The 22,630-nt window shown below is 66.4% G+C and carries 23 protein-coding genes; 7 read left to right on the top strand and 16 right to left on the bottom strand.

Annotated elements, in window-relative coordinates; genetic code table 11:
* Window positions 1-11: 11 nt before the first annotated feature.
* Window positions 12-581, bottom strand: a complete 570-nt coding sequence (locus B4M62_RS07140) for a PaaI family thioesterase (RefSeq protein WP_290706284.1) — start codon at window positions 579-581, stop codon at window positions 12-14.
* A 47-nt stretch (window positions 582-628) separates the two neighbouring features.
* Here B4M62_RS07140 and disA point away from each other — a divergent pair, with 47 nt between their 5' ends.
* The gene (disA, locus tag B4M62_RS07135) at window positions 629-1,705 is read left to right on the top strand and encodes a DNA integrity scanning diadenylate cyclase DisA (protein WP_290706283.1); all 1,077 of its coding nucleotides are present in this window, start codon (window positions 629-631) and stop codon (window positions 1,703-1,705) included.
* Window positions 1,706-1,709: 4 nt separating this feature from the next.
* Here the strand turns inward: disA and B4M62_RS07130 are convergent, their stop codons facing one another.
* Together B4M62_RS07130 and B4M62_RS07125 are read right to left on the bottom strand one after the other, a co-directional pair.
* Window positions 1,710-2,483: a hypothetical protein gene (locus B4M62_RS07130; protein ID WP_290706282.1), complete on the bottom strand. Its 774-nt coding sequence runs from the start codon at window positions 2,481-2,483 to the stop codon at window positions 1,710-1,712.
* 95 nt (window positions 2,484-2,578) lie between these two features.
* The gene (locus tag B4M62_RS07125) at window positions 2,579-3,232 is read right to left on the bottom strand and encodes a carbonic anhydrase (protein WP_290706281.1); all 654 of its coding nucleotides are present in this window, start codon (window positions 3,230-3,232) and stop codon (window positions 2,579-2,581) included.
* Between B4M62_RS07125 and B4M62_RS07120 the strand changes: the two genes are divergently transcribed.
* Window positions 3,231-4,121, top strand: coding sequence for an A/G-specific adenine glycosylase (locus B4M62_RS07120; RefSeq protein WP_290706280.1), 891 nt, complete (start codon window positions 3,231-3,233; stop codon window positions 4,119-4,121). The genes B4M62_RS07125 and B4M62_RS07120 overlap by 2 nt on opposite strands.
* Here the strand turns inward: B4M62_RS07120 and B4M62_RS07115 are convergent.
* Window positions 4,118-4,891: an alpha/beta fold hydrolase gene (locus B4M62_RS07115; RefSeq protein ID WP_290706279.1), complete on the bottom strand. Its 774-nt coding sequence runs from the start codon at window positions 4,889-4,891 to the stop codon at window positions 4,118-4,120. The genes B4M62_RS07120 and B4M62_RS07115 overlap by 4 nt on opposite strands.
* Before the next feature lie 90 nt (window positions 4,892-4,981).
* Here B4M62_RS07115 and B4M62_RS07110 point away from each other — a divergent pair, with 90 nt between their 5' ends.
* Window positions 4,982-5,299 carry an antibiotic biosynthesis monooxygenase family protein gene (locus B4M62_RS07110; RefSeq protein WP_290706278.1) on the top strand — a complete coding sequence of 106 codons (318 nt, stop codon included), beginning with the start codon at window positions 4,982-4,984 and terminating at the stop codon, window positions 5,297-5,299.
* Window positions 5,300-5,403: 104 nt separating this feature from the next.
* On the top strand, window positions 5,404-6,897 hold the full coding sequence (locus tag B4M62_RS07105) for an aldehyde dehydrogenase (RefSeq protein ID WP_290706277.1): 1,494 nt from the start codon (window positions 5,404-5,406) through the stop codon (window positions 6,895-6,897).
* Window positions 6,898-6,957: 60 nt separating this feature from the next.
* Here B4M62_RS07105 and B4M62_RS07100 read toward each other — a convergent pair whose 3' ends face one another.
* The 12 genes from B4M62_RS07100 to B4M62_RS07045 form a co-directional block, all read right to left on the bottom strand.
* Window positions 6,958-7,560 (bottom strand): hypothetical protein, encoded by a 603-nt coding sequence (locus B4M62_RS07100; protein ID WP_290706276.1) that lies wholly within the window; start codon window positions 7,558-7,560, stop codon window positions 6,958-6,960.
* Complete coding sequence (locus B4M62_RS07095) at window positions 7,561-8,337, bottom strand: hypothetical protein (protein ID WP_290706275.1); 777 nt, start codon at window positions 8,335-8,337, stop codon at window positions 7,561-7,563. It lies immediately after the preceding gene.
* Entirely contained in the window at window positions 8,304-9,785 is a 1,482-nt protein-coding gene (locus B4M62_RS07090; protein ID WP_290706274.1) for an MCE family protein, read from the bottom strand. Before B4M62_RS07090 ends, B4M62_RS07095 begins: the two co-directional genes overlap by 34 nt.
* Complete coding sequence (locus tag B4M62_RS07085) at window positions 9,782-11,026, bottom strand: MCE family protein (protein WP_290706273.1); 1,245 nt, start codon at window positions 11,024-11,026, stop codon at window positions 9,782-9,784. Before B4M62_RS07085 ends, B4M62_RS07090 begins: the two co-directional genes overlap by 4 nt.
* 11 nt (window positions 11,027-11,037) lie before the next feature.
* Window positions 11,038-12,297 carry an MCE family protein gene (locus tag B4M62_RS07080; protein WP_290706272.1) on the bottom strand — a complete coding sequence of 420 codons (1,260 nt, stop codon included), beginning with the start codon at window positions 12,295-12,297 and terminating at the stop codon, window positions 11,038-11,040.
* A gap of 3 nt (window positions 12,298-12,300) precedes the next feature.
* Window positions 12,301-13,497 (bottom strand): MCE family protein, encoded by a 1,197-nt coding sequence (locus tag B4M62_RS07075; RefSeq protein WP_290706271.1) that lies wholly within the window; start codon window positions 13,495-13,497, stop codon window positions 12,301-12,303.
* Entirely contained in the window at window positions 13,494-14,555 is a 1,062-nt protein-coding gene (locus B4M62_RS07070; RefSeq protein WP_290706270.1) for an MCE family protein, read from the bottom strand. The genes B4M62_RS07075 and B4M62_RS07070 overlap by 4 nt, the downstream gene beginning before the upstream one ends.
* Window positions 14,548-15,726 (bottom strand): MCE family protein, encoded by a 1,179-nt coding sequence (locus B4M62_RS07065; RefSeq protein WP_290706269.1) that lies wholly within the window; start codon window positions 15,724-15,726, stop codon window positions 14,548-14,550. The genes B4M62_RS07070 and B4M62_RS07065 overlap by 8 nt, the downstream gene beginning before the upstream one ends.
* Window positions 15,727-15,730: 4 nt before the next feature.
* Entirely contained in the window at window positions 15,731-16,582 is an 852-nt protein-coding gene (locus tag B4M62_RS07060) for an MlaE family ABC transporter permease (protein WP_290706268.1), read from the bottom strand.
* Between the two features lie 2 nt (window positions 16,583-16,584).
* The gene (locus tag B4M62_RS07055) at window positions 16,585-17,367 is read right to left on the bottom strand and encodes an MlaE family ABC transporter permease (RefSeq protein WP_414651804.1); all 783 of its coding nucleotides are present in this window, start codon (window positions 17,365-17,367) and stop codon (window positions 16,585-16,587) included.
* Between the two features lie 41 nt (window positions 17,368-17,408).
* A complete protein-coding gene (locus B4M62_RS07050; protein WP_290706267.1) occupies window positions 17,409-18,299 on the bottom strand; it encodes a 3-oxoacyl-ACP reductase in 891 nt (296 codons plus the stop codon).
* A 145-nt stretch (window positions 18,300-18,444) separates the two neighbouring features.
* The gene (locus tag B4M62_RS07045) at window positions 18,445-18,636 is read right to left on the bottom strand and encodes a ferredoxin (protein WP_290706410.1); all 192 of its coding nucleotides are present in this window, start codon (window positions 18,634-18,636) and stop codon (window positions 18,445-18,447) included.
* 111 nt (window positions 18,637-18,747) lie between these two features.
* Between B4M62_RS07045 and B4M62_RS07040 the strand changes: the two genes are divergently transcribed.
* From B4M62_RS07040 to B4M62_RS07030, 3 genes are read left to right on the top strand one after another with little or no spacing between them, the layout of a single operon-like run.
* Window positions 18,748-19,932: an acyl-CoA dehydrogenase family protein gene (locus tag B4M62_RS07040; protein WP_290706409.1), complete on the top strand. Its 1,185-nt coding sequence runs from the start codon at window positions 18,748-18,750 to the stop codon at window positions 19,930-19,932.
* Between the two features lie 10 nt (window positions 19,933-19,942).
* Window positions 19,943-21,049, top strand: coding sequence for an acyl-CoA dehydrogenase family protein (locus tag B4M62_RS07035; RefSeq protein ID WP_290706266.1), 1,107 nt, complete (start codon window positions 19,943-19,945; stop codon window positions 21,047-21,049).
* Window positions 21,050-21,071: 22 nt separating this feature from the next.
* Entirely contained in the window at window positions 21,072-22,607 is a 1,536-nt protein-coding gene (locus B4M62_RS07030; RefSeq protein WP_290706265.1) for an AMP-binding protein, read from the top strand.
* The last annotated feature ends 23 nt before the right edge of the window (window positions 22,608-22,630 follow it).

Here is a 22,630-nt window from a genome sequence, read left to right as displayed (position 1 = left end):
CGTCGCGGCGGCTACGGGCTCGAGTATTTCGTCCACCGCTGATGTTCGTCGGGCCGCTGGGCGTTGGCCAGATGTTCGGCGAAGTGCTCGCGCGGGTCGATACCGATGAACAGTGCCCGACTGGTGGCGACCGGCCCCACCGGTAACTCCCCCGCGTCGCCGACGATGTGCGCGGCGGCGCTCAGGTAGACCTTGCGGCGCTGCCGGCCGAGAACGTCGGCGGTGAACCGCAGGGACGAGTCGATGGGGATCGGTCTGGCGTAGTCGATCTCCAGGTGCCCGGTTACCACCGGAACCCCGATCAGCAGTGCAGTCGTCCCCATCACCTCGTCAAAGGCCGCGGAGAGGATGCCCCCGTGAATGAGTCCGGGCCCGCCCTCCATCCAGGGTGCGACCCTCATCGTCGCCGTCGCGGTCACCCCGTCACCGGCTGTCACCACCACGTGCAATCCGTTTACCGCGTCATCACCGCAGCCATAGCAGAGCGCGTGGTGATAGCGCATCGCTTCACCCGGCGGCGTCGCCTTCGGGTGCCGGTCCAGCGGCTCCAAGTCATCGGGTACTGCGAAACTACCTCTCACAGCCCGATAGTCTAGTTCCGCCACTTCCATCAGCCGCCGGAGTACCCATGACCACCCCCATGTCGGACCTGACCCGTGACACTCTCGCGCGCGTCGCCCCGGGCACCGGGTTGCGTGACGGCCTCGAGCGAATCCTGCGGGGCGGAACCGGCGCACTCATCGTCCTCGGCCACGACGCCGACGTGGAACGGCTCTGTGACGGCGGGTTCCACCTCGACGTCGAGTTCGCCCCCACCCGGCTGCGCGAGCTGTCGAAGATGGATGGCGCCGTGGTGCTCTCGACCGACGGTTCGCGAATCCTGCGAGCCAACGTCCAGCTCATGCCGGACCCGACGATCCCGACCGTCGAGTCCGGTACCCGGCACCGCGCCGCCGAGCGCACCGCGATCCAGACCGGCCACCCGGTCATCTCGGTGAGCGCATCGATGTCGATCGTCAGCGCCTATGTCGACGGTGCCCGTCACGTCGTGGAGAACCCCGACGCCATCCTGTCGCGCGCCAACGTCGCGCTTGCCACGCTTGAACGCTACCGGTCCCGACTCGATGAGGTACTCGGCCAGCTGTCGCGCTCGGAAATCGAAGACGATGTGACCTTGCGCGAAGTGGCCAGCGCGGCCCAGCGCATGGAAATGGTCCGGCGGGTGGCCGACGAGATCGATCTATACATTCTGGAACTGGGCACCAACGGCCGTCAGGTGCGCCTCCAGCGCGAAGAACTCCTCCGCGACAATGATGCGATCCGCGAACTACTCGTCCGCGACTATTTCGCATCGCCAGAGCCGCCCACGGCAGAAGAGCTGCAGCGCGCCCTGACATTGATCGGAAAGCTCTCCGACGCCGACCTCCTCGACGTGTCCCTGATCGGTCGCTGCCTCGGCTACCCGGGCTCCGTCGAGGCACTCGACGCGGCGATGACTCCGCGCGGCTACCGACTGCTGGCCCGAATCTCCCGGCTGCAGTTCGCGCACATCGACCGGCTGGTCGCGAGTTTCGGCTCATTGCAGGCATTGTTGGCGTCCAGCGCCGCCGACTTACAAGGCGTCGAGGGTATCGGCAGCATCTGGGCACGGCACATCCGCGAGGGTCTTTCCCGGCTGGCCGAGACGAGCCTCGACCGTTTCTGAGCCGCTACGGCTGCTGTGCGGGTGCGACGACGTTGAAGGTGATCGGCGCCGACTCGCGCTCTCCGATCTTGCCGATGGCGCGGTAGGCGCCCGGCGGAATCGGCTCGCGGGGAGTCTTGCAGCCGGGGGTGCTGGTAGTGCCCGACCAGTTGATCGTGTCACGCTCTTGCTGACCGGGCGCGAAAACAACGTTGCGCACCGTTCGCAGGGGCGAACAGTCACGCGCCGTCCACAGCGTACGGGTGCCATCGAGGGAACGCACGACGACGTTCTGCGCCGACTTGCCAATATCGCGGGTGCACTCGCTCAGCCCGCCATTGGTCACCGCAAGGGTGAAAACCGGCTGATCACCCACCTTGTAGGTCGACTTGTCGGTGTATAGCACCACCGAGAGGCTCTGATCGGTGCAGAGATTCTGCGCCGGAACGGCGACCGGGGCAGCCGCATCGGTCGGTGCGCCCTGATTCTGCGGGACCGCCTGGTTCTGCGGGGCGGCCTGCTGACCCTGGTCGCCCTGAGGTGCGGGGCCACCCTGGTTCTGCTGGTCCTGCGCCTGGTTGCCCTGGTTCCCCGACGGTGCGTCGGGCTGGGGCTTCTTCGCGGGCGCCGGCGCTGCGGCCGAACTCGTCGCGGCGACCTGCTGGCCGTCCGTCTTCGACGGCAGTGCGGAAACAATGAGCATGAGAACCAGGCCAACAAACGCGACCCCACCGACCCCGGCGACGATTCGCCGGCGCCAGTAAATCTCGGGCGGCAGTGGGCCTTGGGGTTCAATCACCCCTTTACGCTAGCTGCCAGCACTGATGAGGCCGATGAGGCTATTCGGCGTGTCGCGATCCTCCGCTGATCACCGTGGAGCCCAACTGTGACCGGTCACACCTCGACGGGCTCACCCGGTTCGTCGGCCACGTCGCCCAGCACGCTGCGCAACGACACCCGTCCGTCGGCCAGATGGTAGGTCAGACCGACGATCGCGACGTCGCCGCGATCGACCCGCTGCTTGATCAGAAGACTGCGCTGCATGAGCAGACGTCCGGTTTCGACGACGTGCTCGGCCTCGAACTCGTCGAGCCGAGTCTTGCCCTTTGCCCGGGCCGACAAGATGCTCGGGCCGACGCGCTCGACGATGTCGCGGATGTAGCCGCCCGGGATGGTCAGGTCGTTGAGCGAGGCGACCGTCGATCCCACGGCGCCGCAGGAGTCGTGGCCCAGAATGGCAATCAGTGGCACAGTGAGCAGTTCGGTGGCGAACTCGAGAGATCCGAGGACCGACGAGTCGATGATGTGACCGGCGGTGCGCACGACGAACATATCGCCGAGACCCTGGTCGAAAATCATCTCCGCGGCGACGCGCGAGTCCGAGCAGCCGAACAACACGACGTTGGGCGACTGCCCGTCGGCGAGGACTGCGCGGTGGACGATACCCTGATTGGGATGATCCGGTTCCCCTGCGACGAAGCGTTCGTTCCCGGCCTTCAGGTTGTTCCAGGCTTGGGCGGGCGTGATTCGTGTTGAGGTTCCGGACATGGATCTGAGTATGCCACCAGACCGTGTGCTGGCCTGGTTCGACACCCACGAGCGTGACCTGCCCTGGCGTCGCGCCGACGCCACTGCCTGGCATGTCCTGATCAGCGAGTTCATGCTCCAGCAGACGCCCGTCGCCCGGGTGCTGGCACCGTGGCGCGACTGGGTGGAGCGCTGGCCGACACCCGCAGAGATGGCCGCGGCGCCGGGCGCCGATATCCTGCGGGCCTGGGGCCGATTGGGTTACCCGCGGCGGGCGCAACGCCTGCATGAATGCTCGAAAACCATTGCGGCACACCACGATAATGTCGTGCCCAGTGACGTAGACGAATTGTTGGCACTGCCCGGCGTGGGCGAGTACACCGCCCGCGCAGTCGCCTGCTTCGCCTACGGACGCGCCGTTCCGGTCGTCGACACCAACGTGCGCCGAGTGATCGCGCGCGCGTGCCACGGCGTCGCCGACGCAGCCAACGCACGCCGATCCGACCTCGATGACGCCCTGGCGGTTGCGCCACGCACCGCCGACGGTGACCTGGCGCCCACTGCGCCGCGCTTCTCCGCTGCGGTGATGGAACTCGGCGCACTGGTCTGCACCGCGCGCAACCCGGGCTGCCAGCGGTGCCCCATCGTCCAATCCTGCGCGTGGGTGGCTGCGGGCCGCCCGGCGCCGGCGGGCCCGCCCAGGCGATCACAGCGCTACGAGGGCACCGACCGCCAAGCGCGCGGACGGCTGCTCGGCGTGCTGCGCGATCACCACGGGCCGGTCGACCGCGTCCGCCTCGACCAAGCATGGCCGCACGACCCGGGGCAACGCCTGCGAGCGCTGGACTCGCTGCTCGTCGACGGGCTGGTCGCGATCACCGACGACGACCGGTACCGCCTCGGCGGCTAGCCGGCGGCGATACCGCTCAGGAACGCCTCGACGGCACCCCGGAAGAAGTCGGGAGCATCGTCATGAATCAAATGCCCGGCGCCACCGACGACGACGTGCTCGGCATTCTCGTTGCGCCGCGCCATCTGCGCCATCTGCCCGGGCGGGGTAACGGTGAAGCCGGCTTCGAGGAGGAGGGTCGGAACCTGAACCGCCTCCCACTGGGCCCAATAGTCGCGTCGGCCCCACTGCTCGGCGATATCGGCGAAGACGCGCCAGTCGCCGTGCAGCCGTCCGTCATCAAAGGCCTCGTAGAAGTACCGGCCGGCCACCACCCCGAACAGCTGTTGGGCGTGGCCGAGCGAGGTTAACCGCTCAGGCCAGCTGTCGAACCACGGCGTCCAGCTGCGCGTCGTCTGGCCGCGGAAGTCCGCGGCCATATCCTCGACGACCACCGCCCGAACCAGGTTGGGGCGCGCGGCAGCCGTACACCAGCCGTGCAGTCCCCCCATCGAATGCCCGATCAGGATCGCGGGGCCGTCGTCGATCCGCTCGAGGACGGCGACGACATCGGCGACGAAGCGCTCGGTGGCGACGGAGTCGGGGCCGATCAGCTCGGGATGCCGGATCGGCCCCGTGTGCCAAGCGGCGTCGACGGTGAACACCCGGCCATAGCGGCGCAGCCAGCCGACCTGGCGCGACCAGGTGCGGCCGCGACCCATGAGTCCGTGCAGCAGCAGAATCGGCAGGCCGTCACCGCCGTGATCGGTCAGCGCGTCGATATCGCTCACGGCCCGACCCTATCCCGGCTCGCCCGGGAGCTTGGTCTCGGTCCGCACCGCCCGCCCGACCGATCACTTCGTGCCGATAGGGTTGGGCCCATGGCAGTAGTGAAGATCAATGCGATCAGCATCCCCGAAGGCGCCGGACCCGAGTTGGAGAAGCGCTTCGCCAACCGGGCGCACACCGTCGACGGCTCGCCGGGATTTCTCGGCTTCCAGCTGTTGCGCCCCGTCAGCGGCGAGGACCGCTACTTCGTCTACACCCAGTGGGCGTCCGAGGAGGATTACCAGAATTGGGCCAATGGTGATGCTCGTGCCGCGCATGCCGGCGAGCGCAAGGAGAAGCCTGTGGCGTCGGGAGCGAACCTCTTTGAGTTCGAGGTCGTCATCGACGCGCAGCCGGCAACGGGCGACTAGGCGGACCCAGCGGGTGCCGGTCGAGAATCGGACAACCCTGGCCGCGAACTAGAACGTGTTCTAGTATCGAGGGTGAATCTCATCACCCCGACCCTGGGAGCACCATGACCGACACCGCCACCGCTGCCGCCACCCTCGTCGGCGGCGGCGATCAGCCCGACCTCTACCTCGGCGGGCGATGGGTGGCACCCCACAGCACCACTCGGATCGACGTCTTCTCCCCCGCGACCGGCGAGCAGGTCGGCTCGGTCCCCAACGGTGACGCCACCGATGTCGACACCGCCGTCGCGAAGGGCCGCCGGGCTTTCGAATCGGGCGTCTGGCGTGCCAAGACTCCCGCGCAACGTGCCGCCGTGCTGCGCCGCGCGGCGGAACTCATCAACGAGCGGTCAGCGGATATCACAGGGTTGATTTCGGCCGAAATGGGCGCGTCGCCCACCGATGTGGCAACGCTGCAGCAACTGCCCGGCACCGGCGTGCTCAGCGGTTATGCCGACGCCGCCGAGGCCTATCCATGGGAGGAGAAGCGGACCGGCCTGTTCGGCGAGACGCTCGTCGTGCGCGAGCCGATCGGGGTCGTCGGCGCCATCATCGCCTGGAACGTGCCGCTGTTCCTCATCTGCAACAAGCTCGGACCGGCCCTGGCGGCCGGCTGTTCCATCGTGCTGAAGCCGGCCCCGGAAACACCGCTGGACGCCAATCTGCTCGCCGAGATCTTCACCGAGGCCGGCGTCCCCGCGGGGGTGCTCTCAGTGGTGACCGGCGGACTCGAGGCCGGCCAAGCGCTCGTCGAACACCCCGACGTCGACAAGATCACCTTTACCGGCTCCACCGCGGCGGGCCGTATCATCGCCGCACGGTGCGGCGACCTCCTCAAACGGTGCTCATTGGAGATGGGCGGCAAGTCCGCCGCCATCGTCCTCGACGACGTCGACTTGCCGTCGAATATCCACATGCTTGTCTTCTCCGGGCTACTCAACAACGGCCAGGCCTGCGTCGCACAGACCCGTGTGCTGGTGCCGCGTTCGCGCCACGACGAGATTGTGGCCGCCATGGTCGAGACCGCCAAGACGTTTACCCCCGGCGTGCCCGGCGATCCCGATGCCAAACTCGGCCCGATTATCACCGACAAGCAGCGAAGCAAGGTCGAAGACTACATTGCGACGGGTAAAGCCGAGGGTGCCACGGCCGTACTCGACGGCGGCCGCCCCGACGGCCTGGACTCGGGCCACTTCGTCGCGCCGACGATCTTCACCGGCGTCACCAACGACATGACCATCGCCCGCGAGGAGATCTTCGGTCCGGTCATCTCGGTAATCGCCTATGACACCGTTGACGAGGCCATCGCGATCGCCAACGACTCCGACTACGGCCTCGCCGGCTCGGTCTGGACCTCCGACATCGCGCGCGGCGTCGAGATCGCCAAACAGGTCCGGACCGGCACCTACGGGATCAACTGGTACGCGATCGATCCGGCATCACCGTTCGGCGGGTACAAGAACTCCGGCATCGGCCGTGAGAACGGGCGCGAGGGCCTCGAGTCCTACCTCGAGCACAAGTCGATTCTGATGCCGATGGGCTACTCGTCGGGGAACTGAGCGCGCCAGGTCCGCTCCGTTGGGCACACACGCCGGAAAACCGGGCACCCGCGGCGGGCGTTAGCGGGGCGGTGCGGGTTGCGCCGACTGGCGCTCGACGATCTTGCGCAGCGAATCGTCGGTGAAGATCTCGATCGAGTTGATCTTCCAGTCGCCGCCCTTGCGGACCATGGCGAACTGAACCCGGCTCGGATCGATGCGAACCTTGGGCTCGGCGGCACTGGTGACCGACTGATTGAGGAACAGCAGGACCGTCGAGCTCGATCGGGTATTGGTCACCACGCCCGCGTCGGCAACGGCCAGCTTTGAGATGATGCCGTTGCTCTTGACGTTGTGCGCCATTTTGAGCTTGCTCACCTGCTCGTCGAACTCCTTGGCAGCGCCGTCGATAACGAATCCCCGTGCCCGCGCGATCTTCGCGTCCACGTTGCCGGGCTCATAACTGAACATCGTCTGCGCGTAGTCCTGCGCCGCGGCCAGCGACGAGGTGCGGGCCGACTCCTGCGACGCGAGCCGGTAATAGCGAAAACCCAGGAAGCCGGTGAGGACCACCAGCGCGGCCAGGATCGCCACCGCAACCAGCAGCACCGGGGAAACACGGGTGGCGCCGTCCGGCTTCGGCCGCGACATCGGCTTGCTGTTCTGCTTCTTCTCGGTCACCACTCAGTACACCCAATCGAACTTCGTCAGTTTCAGCGCGCCGTTGATCCGCCGGATCTCGACGCGCCAGCGGAACACCTGGGATTCGATGTCACCGGCGCCGTTGCCGATACGCTGCGTCCACCCCAGTACCATCAGCACTTTCCCGTAGTCGGGGTCGGCGAGCGTGACCGCACTGGACAACACCCGCCCCTGCGTCTGGATCCCAAACTGCTCGATCTGCGAGATGATCTGCTGGGTCACCATTTCGAGGTTTTCGTACGCGGTCCCACTCGTCTTGTCGAGCAGCGTCTTGCGAATGTCGTCGACGTTGGACTTGTTCAACGACGTCAGATTCACCGTCACCTGCTGAGCGAACGAGTCATACTCGGCCCGCAGGTCCTGGCGCTGCTGAAGCCGGTGCGCGCCGACGGCGAGCAATACCGACGCTACGACGAGTACAACGGCGACCGCGGTCGTCGCAAGCCACTTCAGGGTGGTGCGGGGATCGGCACGGTCAACCGTCACAAAGGACGCGGCCTTCGCCGGCTTCGCCGTCGCCTCGTCCGCCGTCGCCTCGTCCGCCGCAAGTGGCGGCCCCGTCTCGGCCGTCGGCGACGCCTGGTCGGATCTGGGCTTCACCTTCGGCCGGCGGCGCAGCGGCGCCACCCGAACAGGCGCAGCACTCTTCTTCGCGCGCCGGGCCTCAGCCCCGTCGTCGACGGTGGGCCGGTGTTGCTCGTCTTGCGATGTCGATGCCGGCTCACTCACCGAATCGTCGGGTTCATCATCTGTTGCCATGTTGTCGTTTTCCCCCGCGTGTCCCTGCCGAGGCCCGCGTTGTAGATCTTCCCGTCCGGCCCGACGTAGTCCCCGGTCTTGGGGTCGTAGGTCGTCGAGTACACGGCGGGCTGATTGCCGTCCTTGCGGAACTGCGCCGGCCCCGCCGGTACCACCGTACCGGTGCCGCCCGCGGGGGTGTGGCTCGCCGGCGCCATCCCGGGGCCCGACCCCGGACCCTGCCACTTCAGGCCGAACGGTAGGCCGTTCGGGAAGGGTGAATTCTGCTTGGCGAGCGGCTTGTACCCGGTGCGACACTCCTCCGGCGTCGGCGCGCGCCGGCCCGGGAACTCTACACACGGGAAGTTTCGGCTGCCTCGCACGGCAAGGTTCTGATCCTGCGGAACACGGCAGAGAAGGCCCGGCGGCAGGTCCCGCGGGGTCTGCGCCGAAGCGGGTCGCCACTGGTCGTACGGCAGGAATCCCACGGTGCACGTGCCCGGGTCCTGGAAGCCCAGCGCGAAATCGGCGTTTGCACCGTATCGTTCCACATCGCCGGTGTTCACCGCGGTCATGAGGACGTCCAGCAGGCGCGGGTACAGCACCAGGATCTGGCGCATGTTCGGGTGGTACACGGCCATCGTCTTAGCCGTGGTGCCCAGATTGTCCACCAGGAGGGGAAACGACATCCGCATCGAGTCGAAAAGCTGCCCCGCGCCCCTGGTAACCCCGGGGCCCTTAGCCAGGATTCCGGTGATCTGCGGCTTGTTCGTGCGCAGCTGATCGGTCACCTTGGTCATGTTCGACGTCCAGGCGCGGACCGAATCGGCCGTTTGGTTCTGTGTCGACATGACGTCGCCGGCCTCGCGGACGAGCGCGATCATCGCATCGGAGTTCTTGTACGCGTCGTCGGTGAGCAGCGTCATCGAGTCGAGCAGGCGCTGCAAGTCCTCGCCGGTGCCGTTGAAAGCCTTGAACGCCTCATCCATCACCGAGCGCAGCTTGGAGTCGCCGACATCGACAAGTAGCCGGTCGGCCTGATCCAGCATCGTCGAGATCTCGACCGGCACGTCGGTACTGGCGACCGTCGCATTGTTGCCGAGATTGGCCGTCGACGGCGTCGGCGGCGGCGCGAATTCGACGAACTGCTCACCCACCGCCGACACCGATCGGACCGAGGCATGCGAGTTGTCGGGGATCTTCGCCGATGAGTCGATCGTGAGCCTGGCCCGTACTCCGGCGCCATTGAGCGTGACCGAGTCAACCTTCCCGACGTTCACGCCGCGGAAGCTGACGTTGGCGTTCTGATACAGCCCGCCGGTGGACGGCAGATCGAGGTTCACGCGGTAGACGCCGAGGCCGGCCATCGCCGGGATCCGGATGTACAAGACGGCCATCGCGACCATCGCAATCGCGGTGACCACGGAAAAGATGATCAACTGGGTACGTACGAAGTTCGTGATCTTCATCGCGGTGCCGACCCCCCGTTCGGCTTACGCACGGTGGGCTTATTAGCCGGCTGACCGCGCTCCATCGGCGACTGGAACGGGTTGAGGCCGCGCCGTGCGGCGCCCGCGGGGCGACCGGCGATAGCTTCGGGACCCAGGATCCTGCTGCCGAGGGCAGCCGGGAACAGACCCGCACCCAGTCGCGCGAAAGTCAGATCCAGGTTGAGGTCGGTGTTGGCGTAGTCGCCTTTGACAACCTTGCTGATAGCCGTCTCCGGGAACGGGAACGTCAGCAGTACACCGAGCGATTGGGTCAGCGCCGGCCCGGTGGACTGCAACTGGTCGAGCGTGGGCACCAACGACTTCACGGCGAGCCGGATGTCATCGCCGTTGGCCTTGAGGATGTCGTCCGCGGTGGACGATAGCTTCCCGATGGCACCAAGGGTGTCAACGAGTTGCTGGCGTTGATCGACGAGCAACTGCAGGATGCGCGGGCTGTCGGCCAGTGCCTTCTCGATCGTCGGGCGCTGCGCATTCATCGTCGCGGTCAGCCGGTCGAGACCGTCGATCGCGCCGATGATGTCGTCCCGCTGCGCGTTGAGGGTCCCGACGAGCCGGTTGAGCCGCGGCACCAGCTTCGCGATCGTGTCCTGACGGCCGTTGAAGGTCTTATTCACCTCGGTGACGATGTCGCCGAACTGCGACAGCCCACCACCGTTGAGGACAACCGACAACGAACTGAGAACCTGCTCGGTGGTCGGGAAGGTACATGCCGAAACCTGCTGCGCCACACTGACATCAGGAATTTGCTGACCCGGCGCGGCGGTCGGGCTCAGGTTCTTTTGCTCCGGGCACTTGGCCAGCGGAATGGTGTCGCCGGCACGCATCATCGAACCGGTCGGATTGTCGGGCTGGAGGATCTGCAGGTGCTGAGATCCCAGGACGCTGGTCATCCCGACCATCACCTGGGAGCCCTGGGGCACCTGGGCGCCCTTGTTGAGACGCATCTCCAGTCGGGCATTCCAGTTGTCAACCGTGATCGATCCGATCGAACCGATCGTGGCATCAGCGAGCATGATCGGCGCATTGGTCACCAACCCGGCCGCAGTCGGCACAATCGCGCTGATCCGATAGGAGCCGCCGCCGGTCCCGGGGGCCCCTGGAACAGGAATAGTATTGGCGCCGCCGAAGCCGCACCCCACGAGGCCGGTCGCCACCGCGGTCCCCAGGACCACCGCCGCGGCCGCACGGCGCCTCATCATCGTCGTTCCCACTACCGCTCCGCTCCGTAAGGCACCAACATTCCACCCAGCGGGTTCGGCAGTCCATTGGACCGGCGGGTCTGTTCATCGAGATCCCGAATGCCCTGCTGGGCACGCGCTTTGACGTCGGCGTTCTGGTAGCTGATCTGGCGCGGCAGCGCATTCTGGCCCTGAACGGGGTTGATCAAGAACGGCGGGTAGTTCATCACCAGCGACTTGAGTACCGGCGCCAGCACATCGACACACTTGTCGACCTCGGCCTGACTCTGTCCGGGCCGATTGTTGGCCTCCATGGTGCCGCACAGCAGTGTTATGAGGTTCGAGCCCATACCCAGCCCGAAGATGCCGCCGAGCGAACCGGTCAACGGGTTGTAGATGTTGTAGAAGTTGGAGAGCTGCGTGGGTGCCGAGTGCAGCAGGCCGCGCAGTTGCGCATCCTTCTCGCGCACCAGATTCGTGGCGGTGGCGATCTGCTGGACCGACGACGTCATCGCCGCCCCGTTGGTGTCGAGGAACTTCTTGATATCGGTCATCGCCGAGTCGAGCCCGCGCAGCGCGTCATTGAGGCCATCGGTGTTGGACAAGACCGCGGAGACCGAGGCGATCCGGCCGTTGAACTGCATCAGTTGCTCATGGCTCGACGACAATGCCTCGGTCAGCTTCTGCAGACTGCGAATCGTTGAGAACAGGTCACCGCGCCCCGCCGACAGGGTGCCCATCACCTTGGACATCTGCCTGATCGACTTGTTGATCGACTCGCCATTGCCCTCGAGGTTGCGATCGGCGACGCCGAGTGCCCGAGTGGCGGTGCTACTTCCAGTGCTGTCCGGCCCGATCGCGTCGGTGAGCCGGGTCAGCTGCATTTTGAGATCGTCCCACTCCATGGGAACGGCCGTCCGGTTCATCGGAATGTCGGCGCCGCCAACCAGTTTGGGCCCACTGGAGTAGACCGGAGCGAGCTGGACGAAACGACCGGAGACCAGCGATTGCGCGATGATCAGCGCCTTCGCGTCGGCCGGGACGTCAACCGAGCGATGCAGACGCATCCGGACCTTGACCGCATCGGACTGCGGTTCGATCGAGACCACGCGCCCGACGTTGACACCGAGTACCCGCACCGGATCGCCGGCGAACAGCCCACTCACCGAGCGGAAGTAGGCGGTGACCGTGTCGGTGGTCGCCTTCTGGAACCCGAAGTAGCCCACCACCAGGATCAGCAGCGCGGTGAGGACGGCAATTGCCGAGAGCCACATCCGTTTTGCGTACGTCATGCCCTACCTCCCCGGCTTCGGGTATTCGATCTTCGGCGCTGGCGGCCTCGGCTTATTCGGGTCGAACCCGGGTTCGATGCGGTAACGCGTCGGGTCGAAGTTACCCCCGGTGAACCAGAACGCCTGGAATATCTCTGGGTACTTGCGCTGGAGCGCCTTCATGAAGACCGCTGTGTAGTCACCGAACGTCGGCACGCCGACCAGGGACGAGAAGTACGGACCAGAGGCGACTGCTTCGCCGAGCAGATTCGCGTACGGGCCGAGCCGGTCGATCGCCTGGGTCAGATCGGACTTCTTGTCGATGAGAATCTGCATCACCCGGTCGAGTTTCGCGAGCACCGGTGCGAGTTGCGCGTTGTTCTCCGCGATGAAGCCCCGGATCTGGGTAGTGACGTCGCGCGCACCGGTGATGATCTCGTCGAGAGCGTTGGACCGGCTCTGCAGCTCGCCCAACAGGGCGTTTGCATTCAACAGCAGGCGATTCACCTGATCATTGCGATCGCCGAGCACCGCGCTGACCCGATCTGCCCGGCCCAATAGTTCGCGCAGCGACTTATCCCGGTCGGCGATCACCTGGGACAGCCGGGCGACGCCGTCGACGGCGCCGCGCACCGAGGCCGGCGTCGCGGAGAAGGTCCGCGACAGCGTGTCGACCGCGACGCGCAGCTGATCGGTATCGGTCTCCTCGAGGGTGCCCGAGGCATTGTCGAGGGCATCGGTCAGCGAATACGGCGCGACGGTGTTCTCGTTTGCAATCTCCCCGCCGGGCAAGATCCGGCCGGGGCCGTGGGGGATCAGGGTGAGGTTGCGCCGGCCCAGCACGGTCTCGGTCTTGATTGCCGCCTGCGTGTCGACACCGAGGTTGACCTTGTCGTTGATCCGGAACCGTACCGCAGCCTTCGTACCATCGGGGGTGTTGGCCAGCGCGATGTTCTCGACGCTGCCGATGTTGACGCCGGCGACCGCGACGACATCACCGGGCACCAGACCGCCCGCGTCGTCGAAGAAGGCCCGATACGTGCTCACCGGCGCCAGGAACGGCAAATTGTTCATTTGGAGTGCGGTCAGCACCACTAGGCCGATCACGAGGAAGCCGATGATGCCGGTCTTTGCGCGGGTGCGCTGACCGCGCGCGGAATCGCGTTCGACATCGGCGGAGTTCGAGCCGCTGCGGTGGACTTCGGGAGGCGAGTCGGTCACATCTGGCACCTTCCGCCGGCCTTCTGGGTGTCGCCCAGCGCGTCGATGGTCGGGATGATCAACTGCGGCGTGCCCGGTGCACCGAAGATCAGTCGCTGACGACAGATCCAGATCTGCAGCCACGCGCCATAACTGCCCAGGTTGGACAGGCTCTTGAAGTCCCCGGGCAGGCGGGACAGCAGCGGCCGGATGAAGTCCTCGCCGCGGATGACCTCCTCGGAGGTGCGACCGAGATTGCGCACCATGTTCTGCAGGCCCGGCCGCGTATCGCCGAGCAGGCGGGCCATGTCGGTCGCGACCGCGGCGGTCGACGTCAAGGACGACCCGATGATCTCCTTCTGGCCGGCCAGCCCGGTCATGAGACCTTCGAGGCGGTCGATGCTGTCGATCAGCCCGGTCCGATCGGCGTCCAATGTGCTCAGCATCGAGTTCAGGTTGTCGATGACCGAACCGATCAACTGGTCACGATCAGCGAGGGCGTCGGTGAGCTGAGCCGTCATACCCAACAGCTGGTTGAGGGCCGGGCCCATCTGCTCGTCTTGGAACACGTGGATCAAACTGCCGGACAACTCGTTGACCTGCTTGCCGTCCAGAGTCCGGAACAGCGGTTTGAACCCGCCCAGCAACTTGTCGAGATCCAGGGCCGGCTCGGTCTGCGTGACCGGCAGCGTCGAACCGGGGGAAAGGGCCTGTCCCGGGTCGCCGGCGCCGCGGCGCAACTCGACATATCGGTCACCGGTGAGGTTCTCGTAGCGGATGAGTGCCTGCACCGACTTGGGCAGCGGATACTTCCGGTCCACCGAGAACCCCAGCCGGGCCACGTTGTCACCGGTCAGTCCCACGTCGCGAACCGAACCGACGTCGACGCCGGCGATCTTCACCTTGGCGCCGGTCTTGATCGCCGAGGCACTGGTGAACAGTGCCGAATAGGAGTGGGTCCGGCTGCCTTGGAAGCTGCTGAAGACGGCCACCAGCCCGGCGAAGACGAGCACCATGGCGGTGCCGAAGGCACCGAGTTTGATGACTGTGGCGCGAAACTCGCGCGCGCGACTATCCACGAGGCGGTGCTCCGAACAGCAACTGGAAAACCTTGGACGTGTTCAGCTTCGGCTGAGTACGCGGCTGGTAGGGCCGCGGTGCGTTGTCGATCACGAGGAAGTTCGCCTTGGTCTTGGTACGTGGATTGGACAGGCCGTTCTCGCAGGTCGGCGGGGCCGCCCCGCGAACCTGGGGCAGGTCCTCTGGGTACTGGTACTGGTCCTTGCCGGGCAGTAGACCGGCATTGAGCTTGAGGACACCGTCGTTGAGACCGAAGATCGGGGCGCCGATCTTCAATCCCGCCGCAGCGGTACGAATGAAGCAGGCGATGCCCGGCGCGTTGTAGCCGAGCAGCGCCATCGTCGGGTTCGAGTCGTTGAGCATCGCAATGACCTGGGCCTTCTTCGGCTCAATCATCCCGTTGCCGGTGTTGGCCATGCCGGTGGCGTTGACCAACAGCGCGTCGAAGTTGGACCGGTTGTCCAGCAGGGTATTGCCCAGGAATACCGCATTGTCAACGGTTCGCATCAGGTTCGGCATCGCACCCGCGTAGAGGTTCATCGTCGCCGATGTCTCGTTGATCAGCGTGGTCAACTCGCCCAGGTGCGGATTTGTCTTGCCCAGCAGCCTGGACAGGCTGTCGATGCCCCGGCCGATCGCGTCGCCGTTGCCGTCGAGGGCGGTGGTAATCGCCCCGACCGCCGCATTGAGCTTGTCCGGCTGCAACTCCGCCAGGATGGTGACCAAGCGCTGGTACACCGTGTTCAGCTCGACGGTGACGTGCTTGGCGTCAATCGTCGCGCCGGATTGCAGCGTTCCGGCGGCGCCTTCGGCGGGTTCGACGAGCGTGACCGCTTTGGCACCGAAGATCGTGTTCGACTTGATGTCGGCGGTGACGTTGCCGGGGATGTCGCGCAGCTGGTCGCTGTTGATCGCCAGGGCGAGCACGGCATGCCCGTCCTGTTCGGTGATCGACCGCACCCGCCCCACCTCGACACCGCGCAACTTCACCTTGGCGTCGGGATTCATCACCAGTCCGGCGCGCGGCGCCACCACCGTCACCGGCACCGTCGACTTGAACCAGCCGAGGAACTGGCCGGCGGCGCCGGCGACCACGAGGACCAGCGCGCCGACCATGACGGCCGCGGCGATCCGGCGCGCCGCAATGCTTCGTTCGTTTGCTCCGATCATCGCCCTACCCCGCCAGATTGAACTTGCCATCGGCGCCATAGATGGCGAGCGAGGTGAGCAGCGTGATCACGACGACCACGACGAGCGACGTGCGCACGGCGTTGCCGACCGCGACGCCCACGCCCACCGGACCGCCCGAGGCGGTGTAGCCGTAGTAGGTGTGGATCATCATCACGGCGATGGCCATGCAGATCGCCTGCGCGAAGGACCACAAGATGTCCGACGGGATGAGGAAGGTGTTGAAGTAGTGGTCGTAGACGCCCGGTGATTGCCCGTAGAGGAAGACCGTCGCCATGCGACTGGCCAGAAACGATGCCAACGAGGCAAGTGCGTAGAGCGGAATGATCGCGACCAGCCCCGCAATAATCCGGGTGGACACCAGGTAGGGGATGGAGTGGATCGCCATCGTCTCCAGCGCGTCGATCTCCTCACTGACCCGCATTGCTCCGAGTTGTGCCGTCGCACCCGCGCCGATCGTCGCGGCCAGCGCGATGCCGGCGATGACGGGCACCGCGATACGGACGTTGATGAACGCCGAGAAGAAGCCGGTGAGCGCCTCGATGCCGATGTTGGACAGTGAGTTGTAGCCCTGTACCGCAATGGTTCCGCCGGTGAACAGGGTGAGGAAGCCGACGACGACGACCGTGCCGCCGATCATCGCCAGAGCACCTGTGCCCATCGAGATCTCGGCGATGAGCCGCAGCGTCTCCTTCTTATAGTGCTTCAGGGCCCGCGGGATCGAGGCGATGCTGTCCCAGTAGAACAGCGCCTGGTCGCCGATCTGCGCCCAGCTGTCACCGGAGCGCTTGAGCGCGACGCGGGTGCGCCGGAGATAGGTCGCCGTTGGCAGGACCATGGTCAGCTCCCCGTCGCCGTCAGTCCAACCGCCGTCACCACGATGTTGACGACGAACAGGGCCATGAACGAGTAGACGACCGTTTCGTTGACGGCGTCACCGACGCCCTTCGCGCCACCGGAGACGTTGAGCCCCTGGTAACAGGCGACCAGGCCGGCGAAGAGGCCGAAGAGTGCGGCCTTGACCATCGAGATCATCAACTCTCCCAAGCCGGTCAGCAGGGTCAGGTTCGCAAGGAATGCACCGGGATTGACGTCCTGGAGGTAGACCGAGAACACGAATCCGCCGCCGATGCCGATGGTGCAGACCAGGCTGTTGAGCAACAGCGCGACACCCGTCGAGGCCACCACGCGCGGGACCACCAGCCGATGAATCGGATTGATGCCCAGTACCTTCATCGCATCGATCTCTTCGCGGATCGTGCGGGCGCCGAGATCGGCGCAGATCGCCGTGGCACCGGCGCCGGCGACGATCAGCACGGTGACGATCGGGCCGATCTGGGTGATGGTGCCCAGGGCCGCGCCCGCTCCGGACAAGTCCTGCGCGCCGATCTCGCGCAGCAGGATGTTCAGCGTGAAACTCACCAGCACGGTGAACGGGATCGCCACGAGCAACGTCGGAACCATGGAGACGCGCGCGATGGCCCACGAGCACTCGACAGTTTCGCGCCACTGGAAGGGGCGGCGGAAGAGTTCGCGACTGGCCTCGGTGGTGAGCGCAAAAAAGTCGCCGAAAGCCGCGAACGGCGTGGACAGCTTTGTGAGCACCGACACTCCCTCCCCCATAGGCTTTGGCGAACCTATCATGCGTTGTACTTAATCGTTAGTCAGTTGATCAAGGCGTTGGCCGAGAAGCCCACCTGGGGGTCACGGGCACCGAAATAGCTGTTCAGCGTCTCTTCCAGTTCATCCCCGGACCAGTCGTCCCCACCCGCGGCGAAGACCTCGGCGATCTCCGGCGCAGCCATGAGCGTAACTTTCGGCCCGTAAACGACGAACAACTGGCCGGTGACCGCCGACGCCGACGGGCTGGCGAGATAGTTGACAAGTTTGACGACGTGCTCGGGCGACAGCGGATCGACACCGTCGGCCGGAGCGTCCCCGAACACATCGGCGGTCATCGCGGTGCGCGCGCGCGGGCAGATCGCGTTCGCCGTGACGCCGTACCGGCTGAGCGCCCGTGAGGCCGACATGGTGAGCGCGGTGATACCGGCCTTCGCCGCCGCGTAGTTCGCCTGGCCGGGCGGCCCGAGCAGACCCGCCTCCGACGAGGTATTGATCAACCGGCCGTAGGTGGTGCCGTCGGTGCGCTTGGCCCGCTCACGCCAATAGGCGGCAGCATTGCGGTTGAGCAGGAAGTGGCCGCGCAGATGGACCCGTTGCACCAGGTCCCACTCGTCGTCGGTCATGTTGAACAGCATCGTGTCGCGTACAACGCCGGCGTTGTTGACGACGATGTCCAGCCCGCCGAGGTCCTCGGTGGCGGTTCGCATGATCTCCGCCGCCGTCTCCGACGCCGAGATGTCGCCTGCCACCGCGACACCACGAGTGCCCGCGGCGGCAATCTCGTCGAGCACGTCACTCGAGGACAGGGCCGCTGCGAGATCGTTGACGATCACCGTCGCACCGGCGCGCGCCAGACCGATGGCTTCGGCCCGGCCCAGACCTGCTCCGGCGCCGGTGACGACCGCGACGCGGCCAGCCAGCAATTCACTCACGCTTGTCCTCCGCTACATCGATTTCGCTGAATCTGTTCCGCCCGTCCCAGTCAACGCACCGGACAGCAAAACTAGAACCTGTTTCAGGCACCATACAGGTTCGCAGCGAGACGCGGGCCGACACCCCCAAAAATTGGCGGTGCGTCTATTCGTGCAGCGTCAAAGCCGACTTGGGGCAGCTGGCCACCACCTGCCGCATCTCTTCGGCACGCCCGACCGGGATGTCTTCTTGCAGGATAACCAAGTAATCGTCATCGTCGAGTTCGAACACGTCCGGCGCCATCCCGACGCAGATCGCATTTGACTCACACAGGTCGAAGTCACAACTGATGCGCATCGCACCACTCCTCTCCTCGGGGATCGCCTCGGTTGACGAACCCATTAGATTCAGGTTAGAACGTGTTACAGAAACAAGCGAGTGACCCCCCCAATCGAAAGCTGGATCGCGATGCGCATCGCCTACTCCGAATCGCAGGAGGCGCTGCGCCGGGAGCTGCGCGCCTACTTCAGCACGCTCATGACCCCCGAACGCCGTGCGGCACTCACCTCAGCCGGCGGCGAGGTGGGCGAAGGCGACGCCTACCGCGAGGTGGTCCGCCAGATGGGTACCGACGGCTGGCTCGCGCTGGGGTGGCCCGAAGAGTTCGGCGGCGGCAACCGGTCGATGATGGATCAGTTGATCTTCACCGACGAGGCCGCCATCGCCGGCGCCCCCGTTCCCTTTCTGACCATCAACTCCGTGGCGCCGACGATCATGGCGTACGGCACCGATGAACAGAAGAAGTTCTTCCTGCCCAAGATCGCCGCCGGCGAACTCCACTTCTCCATCGGCTATTCCGAGCCGGGCGCCGGCACCGACCTGGCAGCGCTGCGGACCAACGCAGCCGAGGACGGCGACGAGTTCGTCATCAACGGTCAGAAGATGTGGACCAGCCTGATCCCCTACGCCGACTACGTATGGCTGGCATGCCGGACCGACCCCACCGCCGCGAAACACAAAGGCATTTCGATGCTCGCGGTACCCACCACGGCGACGGGATTCAGCTATACCCCCGTGCACACCATGGCCGGCGTCGATACCTCCGCAACCTATTACCAGGATGTGCGGGTGCCCAAGTCAGCGTTGGTCGGCGAGCTCGGCGGCGGCTGGTCGCTGGTGACCAACCAGCTCAACAACGAGCGCGTCGCCCTGTGCAGCGCGGCGCCGATCCAGACGGCGCTGCGCGAGACGGCACAGTGGGCACAACAGACGATGACCCCCGCCGGTGCGCGCGTCATCGACACCGCGTGGGTGCGGGCCAATCTGGCCCGAGTGCACGCGGGCGTGGAGTTCCTCAAGCTGATCAACTGGAAAATCGCCTCACAGGCGAGTTCCGGGGAGGCGCCGAGTCCGGCTGACGCATCGGCGACCAAGGTGTACGGCACCGAGTTCGCCACCGCGGCATACCGGCTGCTCATGCAGGTCATCGGCCCGGCGGCCACGCTGCGGCCGGGCTCGACCGGGGCGCACCTGCTCGGGCGGTTGGAGCGGTTCCAGCGCTCGTCACTCATCCTGACTTTTGGCGGCGGCACCAATGAGATCCAGCGCGACATGATCGCCATGCTCGCCCTCGGCCAGCCGTACCGACGATAGGAGTGCGGACATGGACTTCACCACCGATGAGACCACCGCGGAACTGACCCGACTGGCCCGGAGCATCGTCACCAAGCTGTCCACCCCCGAGCGCGTCGCAGAACTGGAGTCGGCGAACGCGCCGATCGACACCGCACTGTGGCAGGCGCTGGGCGCCGCGGGCCTCATCGGGCTGGAACTCCCCGCGGACCTCGCCGGCGTCGGCGGCGGACAATCAGCCGTGGACACCGTCGCGGTGGCGACCGAGGTCGGGCGCGGACTCGGCGTCGTCCCCTTCGCGTCGACGGCGATCGCCGTCCTCCCCACTCTCGCCGGGTGGGCTGGCGAGGCGCGCGAGAACTGGTTGGCCCGCGTTGGGAGCGGCGGTGCGGTCATCGCGGCCGCCGTCGACGAGGACCTCGGCTATGACCCGGCCGCGCCCGCGGCGACGAGCTTGACCGACGGGGTCCTGCGCGGCACCAAGGTCAACGTCGCCTTCGCGAAGGCCGCCGACGCCTTCCTGGTCACGGCCCAGGGCCAAGCCGGCCCGGTCGCGGTTCTCATCGACGCCGATGCTCCCGGGCTGAGGATCACCCCGACCCCCTCGACCGGCCTGCTGCCAACGGCCCAGGTGGACTTCGCCGGGGTGGCCGCACCGCCCGCCGTAATCGTCGTCGACGGGGCCGAAGCTGTTGCCGCACTGGTTGATCGGCTGACTCTCGCAGCCTGCGCCGAACAATGCGGGATTCTCGACGAGGCCCTGCGGCAGACCGCCGACTACGCCCGTGAGCGGGAACAGTTCGACCGAAAGATCGGTTCGTTCCAAGCTGTCGCCCAGCGACTCGCCGATGCCTATATCGACGTGCAGGGCCTGCTCCTGACCACGACCCAGGCAGCCTGGCTACTGTCCGTGGGAATCGAAGCCGGCGCGGCCATCGACACCGCCAAATTCTGGACCGGCCGGGCCGGGCACCGGGTTGGACACACCGCCATCCACGTCCACGGCGGCGTCGGACTCGACACCTCGCACCCGGTGCACCGCTACTTCCTGCGCGCAAAGCAGAACGAATTCGCTCTGGCCGGGGAACCCGCGATCCTCGCCCGCCTCGGCGACCGCATCGCGGCCGAGTCCGACTGACGGCCCGAAGCGACCACCGCCCATGCCCTCGGTCACCGACGAACGCTCGTTGTCGGAGTTGCTGGCGCCGCTGACCGGGGTCACCGATCGCGGACTGCACTGCGGCGACCGCTATGTCTGCTGGCGCGATCACCTGCGCGATGCCGCGCGATGGGCGGCCGCCGTCCGCGGTCGACTCACCCCCGATCGGCCGCCGCACGTCGGGGTGGCGTGCGCCAATTCGATCGAGTACTGCGCACTGCTGGCGGCCGCGGTGCTTGCGGACTTCGTCGTCGTCGGTCTGAACACGACGCGGCGCGGCGACGCGCTGGCGCGCGACGTGACGATCGCCGACTGCCAGTTCGTCCTCGCCGATGCTACGACGACCGAACTCTTCACCGGGCTGGACCTGCCCGTGCCCATTGTCGAGATCGAGAGTCGACAATGGCTGGAACTCGTTGCCGCACAACATGTTCCTGATGAGGTCGCGGTACCTCGGCGGGATCCCGACGAGCTGATCATGTTGATCTTCACGTCGGGAACCACGGGCCACCCGAAGGCGGTGCGGTGCAGCCAGCGCAAGTTCGCCGCCCCGGCGGCAATGCTTGCCGATCGATTCGGGCTCGGCGAGCACGACGTGGCCCACCTCTCGATGCCGCTGTTCCACTCCAACGCGACCGTCGCCGGCTGGGCCGTCGCCGTGGCTGCCGGGGCATCGATCGTGGTGCGGCCGGCATTCTCCGCACGCGGCTTCATCGACGACCTGCACCGGTACGGAGTCACCTACGCCAACTATGTCGGGACGCCGCTGCACTACATCCTCGCTGTCCCCCCGGCCGATGACGACGCCGACAATGGCTTGCGCATCATGTACGGCAGCGAGGCGAGCGCCGCTGATCGCACGGCTTTCGCACAGCGTTTCGAATGCACGGTGGTCGACGGGTTCGGTTCCACCGAGGCCGGTGTCTCAATCTCGCGCACCCCCGACACTCCGGCCGACGCACTGGGCCCACTACTCGCCCCGATCGCCGTCGTCGATCCGGCAACGCTGGCACCCATGCCCGTCGGCGAGGTGGGCGAGATCGTCAACACCTCCGGGCCCGGACTATTTGACGGGTACTACCGCGATGACGCGGCCTCCGCCGAGCGGATGCGCGGCGGCATGTACCGCACCGGCGATCTCGGCTGGGTCGGCGACGACGGCTACGTGCGATTCGCCGGCCGCCTCGGCGACTGGGTCCGCGTCGACGGGGAGAACATGGGTACCGCGCCGATCGAGGCGATCCTGCTGCGGTGTCCGGCGATCCACCGGGCCGCGGTCTACGGCCTGCCGGCACCGATCGGCGATGACCTGTGGGCCGCCCTCGTCGCGCCAGAATTGACCGCCGATGCGCTCACCGACTTTCTTGCCGCCCAACCCGACCTCGGCCCCAAACAATGGCCGTTGCACGTCCGAATCGTCGACAGCCTGCCGCAGACCGCGACCTTCAAGACCGTCCGCGCCTCGTTGCGGGGGGCCCGTACCGATCCCGACTGGTCCCGGGTCGCCGGCCGGTACCGGCCGACCTCCCCCGCCTAACGGCCGAGCGTGCCCAGAATCTG

The sequence above is a fragment of the Gordonia sp. UBA5067 genome (genome assembly GCF_002414845.1).
GTDB lineage: Bacteria > Actinomycetota > Actinomycetes > Mycobacteriales > Mycobacteriaceae > Gordonia > Gordonia defluvii.
This window is presented reverse-complemented; position numbering and strand designations above follow the sequence as displayed.

Excerpts from the sequence above, each read along its gene's own strand:
- disA (WP_290706283.1), top strand. The coding sequence starts at position 629 with ATGACCACCCCCATGTCGGACCTGACCCGTGACACTCTCGCGCGCGTC.
- B4M62_RS07120 (WP_290706280.1), top strand. The coding sequence starts at position 3,231 with ATGGATCTGAGTATGCCACCAGACCGTGTGCTGGCCTGGTTCGACACC.
- B4M62_RS07125 (WP_290706281.1), bottom strand. The coding sequence starts at position 3,232 with ATGTCCGGAACCTCAACACGAATCACGCCCGCCCAAGCCTGGAACAAC.
- B4M62_RS07110 (WP_290706278.1), top strand. The coding sequence starts at position 4,982 with ATGGCAGTAGTGAAGATCAATGCGATCAGCATCCCCGAAGGCGCCGGA.
- B4M62_RS07105 (WP_290706277.1), top strand. The coding sequence starts at position 5,404 with ATGACCGACACCGCCACCGCTGCCGCCACCCTCGTCGGCGGCGGCGAT.
- B4M62_RS07095 (WP_290706275.1), bottom strand. The coding sequence starts at position 8,337 with ATGGCAACAGATGATGAACCCGACGATTCGGTGAGTGAGCCGGCATCG.
- B4M62_RS07090 (WP_290706274.1), bottom strand. The coding sequence starts at position 9,785 with ATGAAGATCACGAACTTCGTACGTACCCAGTTGATCATCTTTTCCGTG.
- B4M62_RS07085 (WP_290706273.1), bottom strand. The coding sequence starts at position 11,026 with ATGATGAGGCGCCGTGCGGCCGCGGCGGTGGTCCTGGGGACCGCGGTG.
- B4M62_RS07080 (WP_290706272.1), bottom strand. The coding sequence starts at position 12,297 with ATGACGTACGCAAAACGGATGTGGCTCTCGGCAATTGCCGTCCTCACC.
- B4M62_RS07065 (WP_290706269.1), bottom strand. The coding sequence starts at position 15,726 with ATGATCGGAGCAAACGAACGAAGCATTGCGGCGCGCCGGATCGCCGCG.
- B4M62_RS07060 (WP_290706268.1), bottom strand. The coding sequence starts at position 16,582 with ATGGTCCTGCCAACGGCGACCTATCTCCGGCGCACCCGCGTCGCGCTC.
- B4M62_RS07055 (WP_414651804.1), bottom strand. The coding sequence starts at position 17,367 with ATGGGGGAGGGAGTGTCGGTGCTCACAAAGCTGTCCACGCCGTTCGCG.
- B4M62_RS07045 (WP_290706410.1), bottom strand. The coding sequence starts at position 18,636 with ATGCGCATCAGTTGTGACTTCGACCTGTGTGAGTCAAATGCGATCTGC.
- B4M62_RS07040 (WP_290706409.1), top strand. The coding sequence starts at position 18,748 with ATGCGCATCGCCTACTCCGAATCGCAGGAGGCGCTGCGCCGGGAGCTG.
- B4M62_RS07035 (WP_290706266.1), top strand. The coding sequence starts at position 19,943 with ATGGACTTCACCACCGATGAGACCACCGCGGAACTGACCCGACTGGCC.
- B4M62_RS07030 (WP_290706265.1), top strand. The coding sequence starts at position 21,072 with ATGCCCTCGGTCACCGACGAACGCTCGTTGTCGGAGTTGCTGGCGCCG.